Here is a 14,937-nt window from a genome sequence, read left to right on the forward strand (position 1 = left end):
CATGTTCACCCGCCGACCGGCCGACGCCGCGCGGTTGCTGTCGACGGCCGCGTTCATCGTGATCGACGAGCTCCATTCCTTCCTCCAGGGGCCGAGGGGACTTCATGTGGCGAGCCTGCTGCGCCGCATCGATGCGATGTCGAAAAAGGCCGCGCGGCGCGTCGGGCTGTCCGCGACGATCGGCGATCTTCCGCAGGCCGCCGCTTGGCTGCGTCCTGCCGTACCGCACTCGGTCGAGATCCTCGAGGCGAAATCCGATTCGCCGGAGCTCAGGCTTCAGATCCGCGGATACGTCGAGCCGCCCGAGCTCGACGATCCCGATCATGCCGAAGGTGCCGCCGGTGCAGAAGAAACGCCGAGAAGGATCGCGCTGGACGACATCGCGGATCATCTGTTCGCCACGCTCCGCGGGACGAACAATCTCGTCTTCGGCGGGTCGCGCCGCACGGTCGAGTCGGCCGCGGACAGATTGAGGAGGCGTTGCGAGGCTGCGAAGGTCCCGAACGAATTCTTCCCCCATCACGGCAGCCTCTCGAAGGCCTTGCGCGAGGATCTCGAAGATCGCTTGAAGGACGCAAAGCTTCCGACGACCGCGATCTGCACGTCGACCTTGGAACTCGGCGTCGACATCGGATCCGTGAAGTCGGTCGCCCAGATCGGCTCGCCCAGATCGCTATCGTCGCTGAAGCAGAGGCTCGGACGCACGGGGCGCCGGCGCGGCACGCCTTCGATCCTGCGGGTCTACGTGCGCGAACCCAACATCGATCAGGACTCCGGGATGTTGGATAGGCTTCGGTCCAACACGATACGGTCGGTCGCCGTCGTCCGGCTGCTCCTGGAACGGTTCGTCGAGCCGGCGGGCGAGGTGCCCGAAACGGCGTCGACGCTCGTCCACCAGATCCTGTCGGTCATCGCGGAACGCGGCGGCATAAGGGCTCGACCGATGTACGATCTGTTGTGTGGCCCGGGTCCCTTCGCGTCGATCTCGGTGTCTGAATTCGCCGATCTGCTCCGGCACCTGTCTTCCGAGGCGGTCAAGTTCGTCGAGCAAGCGAGCGACGGTACCATAATGCTCGGGAAGGAGGGCGAGCAGATCGTTCAATCGCGCAATTTCTTCGCCGTGTTCGAGTCACCCGACGAATGGCGCCTCACGGTCGGAGGGCGGACGCTCGGGACTCTCCCGATTTCATTTCCCGTCCATAAGGACAGCCTGGTCGTCTTCGCCGGCCAACGCTGGATCGTGCAGGATCTCGACGAGAAGACGAACACTCTATTCGTGGCGCCGCATCCGGGCGGCGTGGTGCCCCGGTTCGAACGAGCCAACGGAGAGCGCCTCCACGACCGATTGGCTGCGGAGATGCGACAGGTCTACCTGGCATCGGACATGCCGCCCTATCTCGATGACAAGGGGCGTTCGCTGCTGGCCGAAGGACGAGAGATGTTCCGGTCTCTCGATCTCGAGACGGCGACCTGCGTGCAGGAGGAAAAGAACCTTCACGTCTTTCTGTGGCGGGGGTCCCAGGCGACCGCCGTCTTCGGAGCCGCCGCCGCGATGGTCGGAATTCCGGGCGAGGTCCATGACCTCGGTCTTACGCTTTCCGAGACGAACGTGTCCGATGCTTCGGCGAAGTTGAAGCTCCTGGCAGATGCGGAGGAGGTGGATCCCATCGGGGTAGCGGCGTTCGTCGAGAACGTGGCGGCCGGCAAGTTCCGGGAGCAGGTCCCGCAACCCTTGGCCAAGGCCTTGTGGGCCAGACAGAACGCTGCGGCGATAACCGGAATCAACGGCATGGCGCGGACTGTGTGCCAGGCGCACGGAGCGGGAAGCGACGGCGGACTCCGCTGACGCGATCCAATGAGGTGAGAAAATGTACAAAGTCGCGGGAACGCTCAACCTCAGTGCCGGCGATCTGGTGGGGCATCTGAACTGCCGCTATCTGACGTCGCTCGACCTCAAGGTCGTCGACGGCGAGTTGGACAAGCCCAAGATCTGGGATCCGGTGCTCGAAGTGCTGGCCGAGCGAGGTTCGCTGCACGAACGTGAATTCGTCGAGCACCTCAAGGCCGACGGTCGAACCGCGACGGTCGTGGAAGGCGTCGGCGTCGACGCCAATTCGCTCGCCGCCACCGGCGCCGCCATGGCCCGGGGAGAGGCGATCATCGTCCAGGGCGCGTTGCAGGCAGGGCGCTGGAACGGTCGCGCGGACATCCTCACGAGAGTCGAAACGCCGAGCCGCTTCGGCTCCTGGTCGTACGAAGTCATCGACACCAAGCTCGCGCGACAGACTAAGGGCAGCACGATCCTTCAGTTATCGCTCTATTCGGATCTGTTGTCCGAAATCCAACAGGCTGAGCCGACGTCCGCGCTGGTCGTCACGCCCGGTACCAATTTCATGCCGGAGACGTACCGGGTCGCCGATTATGCCGCCTACTACCGGCATGTCCGCCGCAGCCTGGAGGAGGCAGTGTCGGGACCGCTCTCGAGCTCCGTCTATCCCGAGCCCATCGACCACTGCGAGATATGCCGGTGGCGGCGGCACCGCGACGAGCGAAGGAGGGCGGACGATCACATGTCGCTCGTCGCCGGCATCAGCAAATCGCAGATGAGCGAACTGGAGAGGAACGCGGTGGAGACGATGGCCGCGCTCGCCGCCCTGCCGTTGCCGCTGCAGTGGAGACCCGAACGAGGAAACGTCAAAAGCTTCGAGAAGATCCGCGAGCAGGCCCGCATACAGGTCCAAGGGCGCGAGAGCGGCGCGATCCTCTACGAGACCTTGCCGCCGATCGCGGGATTCGGCCTGTCACGGCTGCCCGAACCTTCCCAAGGCGACATATTCTTCGACTTCGAGGGCGATCCGTTCGTAGGCGACGGCGGATTGGAATTTCTGTTCGGATACACCTACTCCGACGAAGGCGGCCAGCCGCGTTACGTCGGCGATTGGGCTTCCAACCGTCAGGAAGAAAGGATCGCCTTCGAGCGTTTCGTCGATTTCGTGACCGATCGCCTCAAGACCTATCCGGACCTGCATATCTACCATTTCGCGCCCTACGAACCGGCTGCGATGAAACGGCTCATGGGCCGATATGCAACGCGCGAGAACGAGGTCGACAGCCTCCTGCGCGCCGAAACCTTCGTCGACCTCTATTCCGTCGTCCGCCACGCCATCAGAGCAAGCGTGGAGAGCTACTCCATCAAAAAACTCGAGCCTCTGTATTCCTTCGTCAGAGCTGTTCCGCTCGACGACGTCGGTGCGGTGATGGCCCGGACTCAGGCGCGGCTTGAGTTGTCGGACGCGGCCGGCATACCTGAAAGCGACAAGGAAGCGATCAGGGGCTACAACCGGGACGACTGCTCCTCGACGGATGCTTTGCGACGTTGGCTCGAGTCGGTTCGGGCCGAGGTCGTCGCCGCCGGGGCGATAGTCGACCGGCCGGCGCCGGGGACGTCGGAGATCAGCGCCGAACTCGACGAATGGCACAAAAAGGTCGCCGCGCTCGTAGGACGTCTAACCGCAGGCGTGCCGGACGACTTCGCGGAACGAAGCCCCGAGCAGCAGGCGCGCTGGCTTTTGGCGTTCATGCTGGATTGGCACGGGCGGGAGAACAAGGCCGTCTGGTGGGAATACTTCCGGCTGCGGGACCTGTCCGCCGAAGATCTGCTTCACGAGCGCGACGGGATCGCGGAATTGAGGTTCCTGCAGCAGGTCAGCGGAACGGCCAAGGTCCCGGTCCATCGGTATCGCTTCGCGCTGCAGGACACCGACATCCGCGTCGGAGACAAGTTGCACAGCATCGGCGGCGACGATTTTGGACGGGTAGTCGCGATGTCGCTCGACGATCGTACCATCGACATCAAGAAGCGCGGAGACACGGCCTCGTTGCATCCCGAGGCGGTCTTCACACACAGCTTCGTCGGCACTCAGGTTCTTGCCGACGCGCTGATGCGGATCGGCGAGTACGTGGCCGACCACGGAATGGTCGGGGAAGGCGATCATCGCGCCGCCCGCGATCTGTTGATGGCGGCGGCTCCGCGACTGGTGGGGCAGCAATTCCAGGTGGACGGCGAGACGACCATGCAGGCCGCGATCCGGACAGCGCTCAACCTCGACAGCAGCGTCTTTCCAGTGCAAGGCCCCCCGGGGGCGGGAAAGACATATACCGGCGCTCGTATGATCTGTGCCCTAGCCAACGAGGGTAAGAAGGTCGGGATCACGGCGAACAGCCATAAGGTCGTCCGCAATCTTCTGGACGAGGTCGTCTCCACCGCTCGCCAACAGAGCCTTCCGATCGAATGCATCCAGAAGCCGTCCGAAAAGGAGGACGATCTCCCGGGACTGCGCTTCACGACGGACAACGCTGCGTTTCTCGATGCTCTGGATTCGGTCTGCATGGTCGGAGGTGCGACCGCCTGGTTCTGGGCCCGACCCGACGCGGCGGGGATCGTCGACGTTCTCTTCATCGACGAAGCCGCCCAGATGTCGCTCGCGAACGTTCTCGCCGTCTCGCAGACCGCTCGGAGCATCGTACTGTTGGGCGATCCCCGGCAACTCGAACAGCCGATCAAGGGGAGCCATCCCGACGGCGTCGACGTCTCCTCTCTCGACCACATCCTAGGCGCCCACGCCACCGTGCCCCCCGACTGTGGCCTCTTCCTGCCCGAGACCTGGCGCCTGCATCCGCAGATTTGCTCGTTCAACTCCGAGATGTTCTACGACGGCCGCCTGCATCCCCATCCCGGCCTGGAGAATCAGAAGATAACGTCGACCGGCAGGCTGGCAGGCGCCGGTCTCCGCTATCTACCCGTGGCGCACGACGGCAACCAGAGTTCGTCGCGGGAGGAAGCCGACGCGATCCGCGACCTTGTCTCGGAGATTCTAGGTACCGGAACGACCTGGACCGATCGCGACGGCGTCGAGGCACCAGTCGGTTTGAGCGAGATCCTGATTATCGCTCCCTACAACGCGCAGGTGTTCGAGCTTCAGGAGCGCATTCCCGGTGCCCGCATCGGGACCGTGGACAAGTTCCAGGGACGCGAAGCCCCCATCGTGATCTTTTCGATGACGACGTCCAGCTACCTAGACGCTCCTCGCGGAATGGAGTTTCTCTATAGTGCGAACCGGCTGAACGTGGCGACTTCGCGCGCGAAATGCATCTGCGCCATCGTAGCATCTCCTCGACTCTTCGAGGTTGAATGTAAAACCCCCCGACAGATGCAGCTCGCCAATGCGTTTTGTCGGTATCTCGAGCTGGCGACGCATATCTAATCGGTTTCAAGCCCCGGAGCCTCTTGGTCCCGGCACTCAGCTGCCCCAAATCGTAAAAGCGGATTTTACAGTCTTTCCGGATGATTGCCCCGCTGGGTCGTTGGTTTCGTCAGTCACGCTGCCGGTTCGGCCGAATCTTCCTTGATGCCGCGGGCAACAATCCGGAGCGCCCCATCCGGAAGCGGCCGCTGTAGCCTCAGGGCCTCCTCCAGAGGCGCCGTCATCCAAGTCTCGACCTCGTCTGGCGTCGTCAGAATTACCGGCATCGCCTTGGGGTGGATGGCGCCGACCTCGGCGTTCGGCTCCGTCGTGAGGAACGCGTAGAGGTCGTTGGTGGTCTCGCCTTCCTTGACCTTTCTGACGGAGGTCCAGTTGGTCCAGATGCCGGCGAAGCAGGCGAGGGGGCGAGTCTCATCGAGCGCGAACCAGATGTCGCCGCCTTTGGCCTTGTTGAACTCACTGAAGGAGTTGAACGGTACCACGCAGCGGTTTTCGGTTCCTAGCCATCTCGTCCAATGCTGGCTCTTCACGTTGCGGATGTTGGTCGTCCCGCCGTCCGGCTCTATCCGCAGCAGTTCCTTGAAATCGACGGTCTTACCCTTGGCTTGCAGCTTCTCGGCTCGCTTCTTGGTGGCGTCCATCAGCGCTTTTGACGACGACGGCATTCCCCAGCGCGCCGTAGCGAGTTCGCGGCCCTCGGCCCCGTTGCGCACGATCGGTGCCTTGTAATCGGGGAAAACCCCGGGCATCGGCGCCAGATTGCCGACGTATCGGTTCACGACGCGGAACAACGCGCTGATCGCGGCTTGGTTAGTCGTGATCGAGTAGAGATTGCACATCGGTCAGGCTTCGGTCCGAGGGTGGCGCGGCTGCCAGGCTAGTTGTAGCAGAGTCGCGGAAGGACGCCGGCCCGCCTTGGCGCATTTGCGGCAGCGCAGCCGGCTGGCGAGATCGTGCACGAAGGTGGTCGGCGGATGCTTCATCGCCGAGAGGTCAACGTCGCTCGGCGTCTTGCAGCGCGCGCACTGGATCTCCAGCCAAGGGAAGCCGCCATTCACCGCTTGATCGATCGTCGGGGATGGATCAATCGGTTCTCCGTCTGACCACATGCGTTCGTTCCAACTCTCGCAGAGCAGCTTGTCGGCCCGCTGGATGAGCGCTTCCCCCTTCGCCCGCGTCTCCGCCGATTGGGTAGCCAGGATGTTGGCCATTGCCCGCGCCTTGCCAAGCTCCTTCGCCAGAGTCTTGCGGTCGCCGCCCGACAGCGGCGTAGGGTGATACTTCGGGGCCATCCGGACATCCAGGCGCTAACAGATCGGATTGGCGATCCGGAGCGGGCTACGGCGTCTTGAACGCCGGCCAGCACCCGTCTTCTTCGTGTCTGCCGGTGCGCTGCTGGCAGGTGTTGTCGAGCAGCCGTTGCGCGACGTCCTTCCAGACCGCGTTGCCGCCATATAGTCGGACTGCATCGGCGGTCTGGATTTCCACGGTTCGCTCGCAGCGGCGGCAGGAGATGCGCAGCACGTGGCGCTGAATCTCCGAAAGACGTCGCTGCCGCAGGTGAGCTCCGGTCGCGCAGGCGCGAGGATCTTTGAGCAACGACTCCCAGTATTCGGCCGGCAGCGGCGCATCAGGCCGCAGCGGGAGGAGCCGGCCTGCGGGCGGCTTGAGCGGTCAGTTTTTTCATCTGCTTCGGGGTCGGCATGCGCCAGCTCGCGGGTCGATCGGTCATTCCGAATTAGAACATAAAGAGAACAAAAGTCGAGTCCGCTTGGGCAGGCATCCGAGAAAAATCGTCCTGTTGGGAAGGCCGCGATGTCGGAACCAAGCCGGGCCATTCGTCTTGAATCCGGCATCAGTATTGGAGTTCCCCCGTCATGGCGCCCCGCGCGAACTGGAAAGGCTTCCTGCGCCTTTCTCTCGTCACCTGTCCGGTAGCGCTCTATCCGGCGACGTCGGAATCCGAAAAGGTCTCCTTCAACCAGCTCAACCGGAAGACCGGTCACCGCATCAAATATGCCAAGGTGGATGCTGACACCGGCGAGGAAGTCGCCAACGAAGACATCGTCAAGGGCTACAAGGTAGACACCGACACCTTCATCGAGGTGACCAAGGAGGAGCTCGAGAACGTCGCGCTGGAATCCACGCGAACCATCGAGATCGAGGAGTTCGTCGACCGCAGCGAGATCGACCCGAGATATCTGATCCGTCCCTACTACCTGGTGCCCGACGGAAAGGTCGGTCACGACGCCTTCGCCGTCGTCCGCGAAACCATCCGTGAGATGAACAAGGTCGCGATCGGACGGGTGGTGCTGACCAACCGCGAGCACATCATCGCCCTCGAGCCGATGGATAAGGGGCTGATGGGGACGCTGCTGCGCTATCCTTACGAAGTGCGTTCTGCGGACGAGTATTTCGACGATATTCAGGACGTCAAAGTCACCAAGGATATGCTTGATCTCGCCAAGCACATCGTCAACCAGAAGGCGGGCCACTTCGAGCCGGACAAGTTCGAAGACCAGTACGAAACTGCCCTTCTCGATCTCATCAACCAGAAGCGCGCCGGCAAACCCATCACCGCGAAAGCGCGTCCCCGCGGCGAGAACGTGGTGGACCTGATGGACGCGCTGCGCAAGAGCATCGGAGGAGGCGCGGCGGCAGCGACAGAGGCGCCGAAGAAGCCAGCCAAGAAGGCGCGCAAGGCGGCGGCCGGGCAAAAGGAAATGCTGATGCCGATTGCCGGCAAGAAACCGGCGAAGGAGGCTGCGGCGAAGAAGCTGGCCAAACCGCAGCGGAAGTCGGCTTAAGGTATCTTTGCGGTGGGTTCACGGAAAGCTCGCTCCGACACGCCGGATGCACCGAGATATTTTCCGGGCCGGCCGCTCTGTGCGCCCGCTTTGGAAATTCTCTGCTCGCGAGGTCGACAGCAGAGCTGATCGCATGGCGGCGGTCAGTGGGCGGGGAAGCGTCTCATGGCCAGAAAACTGAAGACCTACCAGACTTCGCTAGGCTTCTTCGATCTGGCGATGACCGCTCCCTCCATGAAAGCGGCTCTGGAGGCGTGGGGCGCAGACAGCAATCTCTTCCACCAGGGCGCGGCGAAGGAGAGCCACGATCCGGACGTCATCGCGGCGACCATGGCAAAGCCCGGCGTCGTTCTCAGGCGCCCGGTTGGAACGGACCGATCATTCAGCGAACATGCCGAGCTGCCCACCGATCTTGGCGGCGGAGGACCAACGAAAGCCGCCCGCAAGTCGAAAGGCCCAAAGGCGAAGAAGCCTTCCTCTCGCCCCGTCGACAAGGCTGCGGAACGAAAGGCCGCTCTCGCCTTCGAGAAGGAGCAGAAGCGGCGCCAGCTTGAACAGGCGAAGGAAGAGACTGCCAGGCAGAAGGACCGTGAACGCCGGCAGCAGGCCATCGACAAGGCGCAGGCTGCGTTGGACAAGGCCGAGCAGGAGCACGCGAAGCGGGCCGCTACCATCCAGGCCGAGGTCGAGGCTCTCGAGAAGAGATCGCAAGCCGAAAAAGCCCGCTGGGATAAGGAGAAGGAGCGATTGGGAGCCGCGCTGCGGCGCGCGCGGGGTTAGTTTCTGCGGCGGCACTGACAGGCGAAGGCCAACGGTCCCGTTAAGCGTTCATCGTTCGAGCTGGCACACATGCTGCGGCTTGATTTACCGCGGCGCGGTCCCGTCGGCCCTCAGGAGCGAGCTCCATGACGGCCCGATGTAGCTCGGCCGGAATCGCCAGCGAGCTTTCCGGCGGCTTGTTCGCCCACTGCCAGAAGCGATCGAAAGCATCCATCACAGGTCCTCCCGCAGGCCCCCTGAAAAACGGGTGACGAAACTTTCCCTTGGCCGGATTCGCGCGATATTCGAGGTTTAAGCCTCTCCTTCAGGTCGGCCGCCGAGATCTTATCGAAGCCGTGGTCGACTTTGCCGGCGTAGACCAGATCGTCGCCTTGCGCCGGCCGACGTAGGGCCCGTCCCACTTCGTACCATCGAGCCTGAAACCGGCAATGATCAGCCTCCCTTGAGCGGAGGTGTCGGCATCATCGGCACCTCACGCTTATGTGTCCAGCGACGCTGCACCCTCGCCAGAATTGCTATTGAATTACGATCGTAATTTTATATTATGACCGTAATGGCATTGAGCTGAGCCGCTGTTTGGCGGCAGCGGGATGCCGCCAAACAGCTCTTTGCGAGGATTTCATGGACGACACGACCGCCACTTCACGCCAGATTGCATCGCGAGACACCACAGATCTCACCTCGCTTGGGCTCGCAGCGGCTGCAGCAGCGGTTCGCAACGGCGACATCACGTCGGAAGCCTACACTACTGCGCTTCTGCAGCGCGCCCGAGCGCTTGCCGAGCTGAACGCCTTCATCACCATCGACGAGGCCGCTGTGCTCGAGGCCGCGAGGGACGCGGACAAGGCGCATGCGGCCGGCTCGGCGGCTCCGCTCCTTGGCGTGCCCCTCGGGGTGAAGGATAGCTATTTGACGAAAGGGCTGCCAACGAGCCTGGGCCTCGATAGCTTGGCTCACTTCATTCCGCGGGAAGACGCCGACGCCGTCCGTGCAATCAAGGAAGCGGGCGCTCTCGTCTTCGGCAAGAATAATCTGGTGGAGATGTCCTACGGGCTTACTGGCCACAATGAGCGCTATGGCCAGGTGAAGAACCCACACGCCCGCGATCGCGTAACAGGCGGCTCCTCAAGCGGCTCTGCCGCATCGGTGGCCGCCGGCCTCGTTCCCGCGTCCTTGGGCGGTGACACCGTTGGGTCAATCCGGGTGCCCGCATCGTTCTGTGGCGTTGTGGGATTCAAGCCGACCACCGGACGTTGGCCGCGGAACGGCGTTGCTCCGATCTCCCATACGCTCGACACGACGGGCGCATTCGCCCGAAGTGTCGAGGACTGCATTTTGATGGATCAGGTCGTGACTGGTGAACAGGCTGCGGAGTTCTCCGACGGCGGCTACGACCTGAAGGGAGCCCGACTGGCCTTCGCGCCGCGACAGTTCCTGGATTTGGTGGACTCGGAAGTCGAGACCCACTTTCGCGAAGTGGTTCGACGGCTGCAGGACGCCGGCGCCGAGGTCGTTGAGGTAGATCTTGGCGACGATTTCAATGCCCTCATCCAGACCGCGACATGGGGCATCTTCGCTCATGAGACGATGGACGCAATTTCGGAATTCCTTCGCCGCCACGACATCCCGACCACGTTCGAGGCGATTTTCGAGGGTCTTAAGCCCCAACTTCGGCAGGCGTGGGGACACGTCGTACTGCCGGGCGGTGCAGGTGCTACCTCGGCAGACGCGTATCAGACGGCGCTCAACGTGAGCCGGCCGGAAATCCAGCGCCGCCTCAACACGGCGTTCGTCTCTCATGGGGCGCTGGTCATTTTGCAACCGACCACGCCCTGCACGGCGCCTTTGATCGAGGAGCAGTCGACTGTCCATATCGCTGGGCAGGAAGTCAGCTACCTCGCTTTGGCGAACCACACCGTGTCGGCGAGCAGCGTGGGGCTGCCGGGTATCAGTCTTCCAGTCGGCTTGTCTCGCGCTGGGCTGCCGATTGGCCTTGAACTGGACGCTCCCTTGGGGAGCGACCGGGTGCTTCTGAACCTGGCCCGCGGCATCGAAGGCGTCTTGGGCGCCAAGTCCTTGGGCGCCAAGTCGACTGCGATCTAACGCCATGGCCCCTTCGCTTGGCGAAGCTGCCGCCTAACGGTTGCGGGATATTAGTGGAGTGGAGAGAACATGCGTTTCGAGAAGGGTCATAAGGCAGCGACGCGACGGCACATCGTCGATGTGGCCTCGAAGTGCGTGCGCCGAGACGGCATCTCCGCCGCCGGGATCGGCGGGATCATGGGCGAAGCCGGCCTGACGAAAGGGGCATTCTCTCCGCACTTCGAGTCCAAAGACGCGCTCGTTCGCGAGGCGCTGGCGAGCGCGCTCGCCGACCAGCAACATCGCCTCGATGAAGATCAGCGCAACGGCCTGGACCTCGAGGGCGCGATCCGGAGGTACTTGAACCGCGCTCACCTCGAAGACCCGGCGGGTGGGTGCCCTTCCGCAGCGTTGCTCCCCGAAATCTCCCGCCAGCCCCTGTCCACGCGGCAAGACTACGAGAAAGGCCTGCTCAGCTTCGTTTCGACTCTCGCGGCACTGCTTCCTGACGCCGGTTCTGCAGCGAGTGGCCGTCGCGCGACGGCCATCTTCGGCCTCATGGTGGGCACGCTCCAGTTCGCGCGGGCCGTGCCCGACGCTGCGCGGGCGGAGCAGATCCTGGAAGGCGGCGTTGAGGCCGCGTTGCAATTGGCACGAGCTTGATCTTGCTAGATCAGGAAGGGCGGAGAGGCTGAGCTTGCACATCCTGGTGAGCCCGGATCACCGAGGTTCAGCTACTGGACCATCGCGTCACTAAGCTGCGCTGCAAAATCTGGTCGCTATCGGTGCATAGTAGACTCTGGCCAGCCGTCCACCCCGGCATATTTATGGGTTCACGACTTAATCAGGAGGGCACTCTGGGCAGGTATCACCGATCGAGTTCAGCACGTCGCGAACCTCGGCCGCCGCTGCATCAGGGGAGACCCCTGCTGGTGGGTCCCGGCGGGCGATATCAAAGGCCCGCTCCCGTGCATGCGGATCGGCGCGGTCCTGCATCCAACCGTGCTCCTCACACTCCCGGATGGCGCCAGCTTCCTGGAGCACGTCAATCGCCCATCCGCGCATGGTGCGTATTGCCGGCCTTCGTTCACTCGTCATCAGCATAGAAATAACTCCTGATACGGCGAATCGTTTTGTCCGTCGTTCGTTCCGGCTGCTAACACATGGCTGGGATTCGCAATCGCGGGAACTCAAGATTTGGAGTGACACCGCTCGCGAACTGTCCGCTTCAGGTTGCGCGCTTGAAGTGAACGGCAAACTGAAGGCCGCATTTGCGATCAGGGACGGCGCCGCGGCAAGAAGCTGTGAACACTTTCTCAATGCTTCAGGTTTTGACGCGCAGACCAAAGTTCGCGAGGGGGTCCCAGTCCCTGAACTTAGTCTTCCTGGATTTTCGTTTGGGCGCGTGCGGCAAGTGCCGCACCGAGCTTATATGAACGGAGCCCTGTCAACCCATCAATAGCCCACCAAAACCATCGCGGACCCCCCCGTTTTCGCCGATCGGCGATGTCCGCTACTGGCGAATGCGGACATTCCACCGGGGTAAACCTCGGTCGCGAATGACCCATCTCGGACATCTGAGAACAGACACTAGGTGCTCGCCGCGCACGGCGATAGACCAGATCGTCATACTGATTGAGCGTTCGGATCGCGTGATGATGGCCATCCGAACGCTTCGAGAGGAGCCTGAGACTACGGCGCGCGCGCTGGTCCGATCTGTGGCGCACGAACCGGCTTTGCCATTCCATAGAAAATGACAACACCTTGGCCGCCGCAACGGGTCGAGAGCGCCTCGTTTGGCTCGCCGAAACAACTGGCAATGTCCGTCCAATTGTTCATTACCCAGACGTTGCCCGCTGGGTCGACGGCAAGATCAGTCTGCATTTGCAGGCCGCCACCGACATAGCCTCCGGGCGGCGAAATCTGGTCGCCTGTCTTCATGCCCGGAGGACAGGTCTCGGTGCGAGTGCCGCACAGCTGGGTGATCGGACTGTTCGGCATGGCAAAGTTAGAGATCCAGACGTTGTCGTTGCCATCCACCGTTGCCGCCCAAGGACCGGGGAGACCGCCGCCCGTGAACGGCGAACCGGGATACTGAGTACCATCGGGCCGCAACAGCGTGACGCTGCCACCGTCAGGGCCGCCTACCTGTTTGGCCATTTGCTCGGTGAGTGTCCGATCAGCGTTGTCGCCCATCTTCAGGACAGCGATGTCCTCGACAATATCGAACATTCCGCGATCCCTGCTACCTAGTCGATTGGTGACCCAGACATTGCCGCGGCTGTCGATGCCAAGACCGCTGCCGCTGTACCCGGTTTTGAACTTCTCGACCTTATTCGGGTCGGAGGCGGGAAATCGCGTCACATGCGCACCAAAGGCGTTCGTCACCCAGATGCGATCTTGCTGATCAATACCGAGATGGAACGGTCCCACGAACGATTTGCAAGGCTCGACTTCTCGGCCCTCACAGACGATCCGGCCTTTGGTTGGATCACCCTTGGGGAAGTAGAGGAGCTGGCTCTTTGATATGCCTACTGCCCACACGTCTCCACTGGGTGTTGCGATAATACCCTGCATGAGACCTAGCTTGCCATCAAACGTAATGCCCTCCGGCGGTGTCAGTGGCTTGCCGTTCTTGTCGAATACCGCAATTGACTTGCCGCCGTAACTGGAGAGCCAAGCGTTGTCTTTTGCATCGACGGCTGCGCCGAATGTGCCGCCCTGCATTCCACCGCCCGCGAACCCGGTCGTGATCGGGGAGAGCGGACGACCGTTAGGAGCGAACTTGGTAGCGTTGCCTTGCCAAAGGGTATCCTGACCCTGCCAGCCGACTGTGAAGTTGTCACCGACCCAGAGGTTGCCTTGGCTGTCGAACATGGCTTTGCCGCCCGCACGATAGCCGCCACCATCGAATTTGAGCGGTAGAACCCAAGCGCTAGGCGCAAAGTTCAGATAGGGCATGTACGGAACGGCGCGCATGGTCCTGCCCTTCGGGACCGGATAGAACTGGTCCAGAAGTGCGAACAGTCTCGTGGGCTGATACCACGGAGCACGCGCAATCGACTGTGCTGCCGCCAGCGTGTCATTCGGGGCATCACCCTTTGGCGGGGTGGCCGCCGTGTAGAGCTGGGGGCACGCATCGGCCGTCACACGCGTGACGCATCCGGCAAGCGCATCCGCGAGCGTGGCGAAGTTGGCCATCGTTGGCGTCTGGACGCTGTTGAGCGGGTCCTGAATTGTCGTGCCCCAGCCGCCCGTCTGAAGATCGACGAAGTTCGGAACGTTGCCAGCGGCAATGCGCAAGCTGAGCGGCGGTCCCTTGATCACGGAGCCGTCGAGAAATTGCGCGTGGGTCCATACCGAGGCCACGGTCGTCATCTCGTTAATTGTGATAGTCGCCGGTGGTTTACCGCCTATCACCGTCATCAGCGCAATGGCGGGGTTGTCACCACCTTGCGCATTCGATTTAGGTTGGCCGCCCTTCGCAATCAGATAAAGCGTGGCAGCGCCGGTCCCACCCGTTGAATTGAGCGTAAACCTGCCATCGGCTCCGGTGCGGGCCTGACCCAGCTGCTGCGGCGCGCCCGCGCTCGTAGCCCAGAGGCTGACTGTCGAATTGGTAATCGGCTGGCCGCCGCCGAGAACTTTCCCCTTGAGGGTATCCGCAGCAGCCGGGCCAACTGCCCAAGTGAGCAAACCGCCAGTCAGTAGTATGGTGACGAACTTCGCCTTACTTTTCGCTATCACAAGAGCCTCCAGCGTTTTGGCCGAAACCTGCAGTCTGTCAGCTGCTCTCATCTTGTTCTATGCAAGTTCGGCAGAACTATCCCCAAAGGCGCAAGAATCTCTGGCATATTGTGCGACGCGCTATCTATATTACCTGCACTTCATTACCTGCACTTCCGTTTTTGTGAAGGGTTTCGGATGCCGGCCCCATGACGGTGGGGCCGCGCGCACGGGGCCGGCGTCCGAAAGCCTCCAAGGGAGGAAACCGCGCTTGAGGG

At 62.4% G+C, this 14,937-nt stretch carries 11 protein-coding genes and 2 pseudogenes; 7 read left to right on the forward strand and 6 right to left on the reverse strand.

Annotation, left to right across the window (positions count from 1 at the left end):
• Position 1 precedes the first annotated feature (1 nt).
• Positions 2-1,846 carry a helicase-related protein gene (locus ABIA96_RS14150; RefSeq protein ID WP_354137651.1) on the forward strand — a complete coding sequence of 615 codons (1,845 nt, stop codon included), beginning with the start codon at positions 2-4 and terminating at the stop codon, positions 1,844-1,846.
• Between the two features lie 22 nt (positions 1,847-1,868).
• On the forward strand, positions 1,869-5,264 hold the full coding sequence (locus ABIA96_RS14155; protein ID WP_354137652.1) for a TM0106 family RecB-like putative nuclease: 3,396 nt from the start codon (positions 1,869-1,871) through the stop codon (positions 5,262-5,264).
• A gap of 113 nt (positions 5,265-5,377) precedes the next feature.
• Here ABIA96_RS14155 and ABIA96_RS14160 read toward each other — a convergent pair whose 3' ends face one another.
• The 3 genes and pseudogenes from ABIA96_RS14160 to ABIA96_RS14170 form a co-directional block, all read right to left on the reverse strand.
• Complete coding sequence (locus ABIA96_RS14160) at positions 5,378-6,103, reverse strand: SOS response-associated peptidase (protein ID WP_354137653.1); 726 nt, start codon at positions 6,101-6,103, stop codon at positions 5,378-5,380.
• A gap of 3 nt (positions 6,104-6,106) precedes the next feature.
• Positions 6,107-6,556: a hypothetical protein gene (locus ABIA96_RS14165; RefSeq protein WP_354137654.1), complete on the reverse strand. Its 450-nt coding sequence runs from the start codon at positions 6,554-6,556 to the stop codon at positions 6,107-6,109.
• 46 nt (positions 6,557-6,602) lie between these two features.
• Positions 6,603-6,996: pseudogene (locus ABIA96_RS14170) on the reverse strand (hypothetical protein).
• 145 nt (positions 6,997-7,141) lie between these two features.
• Here ABIA96_RS14170 and ku point away from each other — a divergent pair.
• Both ku and ABIA96_RS14180 read left to right on the forward strand, forming a co-directional pair.
• Positions 7,142-8,071, forward strand: coding sequence for a non-homologous end joining protein Ku (gene ku / locus ABIA96_RS14175; RefSeq protein WP_354137655.1), 930 nt, complete (start codon positions 7,142-7,144; stop codon positions 8,069-8,071).
• A gap of 165 nt (positions 8,072-8,236) precedes the next feature.
• A complete protein-coding gene (locus ABIA96_RS14180) occupies positions 8,237-8,851 on the forward strand; it encodes a cell envelope biogenesis protein TolA (RefSeq protein WP_354137656.1) in 615 nt (204 codons plus the stop codon).
• A gap of 213 nt (positions 8,852-9,064) precedes the next feature.
• Here ABIA96_RS14180 and ABIA96_RS14185 read toward each other — a convergent pair.
• A pseudogene (locus ABIA96_RS14185) lies at positions 9,065-9,287 on the reverse strand (non-homologous end-joining DNA ligase); the annotation flags it as partial.
• Positions 9,288-9,472: 185 nt separating this feature from the next.
• Between ABIA96_RS14185 and ABIA96_RS14190 the strand changes: the two are divergent.
• Both ABIA96_RS14190 and ABIA96_RS14195 read left to right on the forward strand, forming a co-directional pair.
• Positions 9,473-10,954 carry an amidase family protein gene (locus ABIA96_RS14190; RefSeq protein ID WP_354137657.1) on the forward strand — a complete coding sequence of 494 codons (1,482 nt, stop codon included), beginning with the start codon at positions 9,473-9,475 and terminating at the stop codon, positions 10,952-10,954.
• Positions 10,955-11,023: 69 nt separating this feature from the next.
• Complete coding sequence (locus ABIA96_RS14195; RefSeq protein WP_354137658.1) at positions 11,024-11,596, forward strand: TetR/AcrR family transcriptional regulator; 573 nt, start codon at positions 11,024-11,026, stop codon at positions 11,594-11,596.
• A gap of 177 nt (positions 11,597-11,773) precedes the next feature.
• On the opposite strand, the gene ABIA96_RS14200 is transcribed toward ABIA96_RS14195, so the two are convergent.
• Positions 11,774-12,037, reverse strand: a complete 264-nt coding sequence (locus ABIA96_RS14200) for a hypothetical protein (protein WP_354137659.1) — start codon at positions 12,035-12,037, stop codon at positions 11,774-11,776.
• Here ABIA96_RS14200 and ABIA96_RS14205 point away from each other — a divergent pair.
• Positions 11,997-12,395, forward strand: coding sequence for a hypothetical protein (locus ABIA96_RS14205; protein WP_354137688.1), 399 nt, complete (start codon positions 11,997-11,999; stop codon positions 12,393-12,395). The two genes, ABIA96_RS14200 and ABIA96_RS14205, sit on opposite strands and share 41 nt — an antisense overlap.
• Before the next feature lie 230 nt (positions 12,396-12,625).
• Here ABIA96_RS14205 and ABIA96_RS14210 read toward each other — a convergent pair whose 3' ends face one another.
• Positions 12,626-14,731 (reverse strand): NHL repeat-containing protein, encoded by a 2,106-nt coding sequence (locus ABIA96_RS14210; RefSeq protein WP_354137660.1) that lies wholly within the window; start codon positions 14,729-14,731, stop codon positions 12,626-12,628.
• Positions 14,732-14,937 lie beyond the last annotated feature (206 nt).

Origin of the sequence: Bradyrhizobium sp. LB11.1 (assembly GCF_040549385.1) — a bacterium.
GTDB lineage: Bacteria > Pseudomonadota > Alphaproteobacteria > Rhizobiales > Xanthobacteraceae > Bradyrhizobium.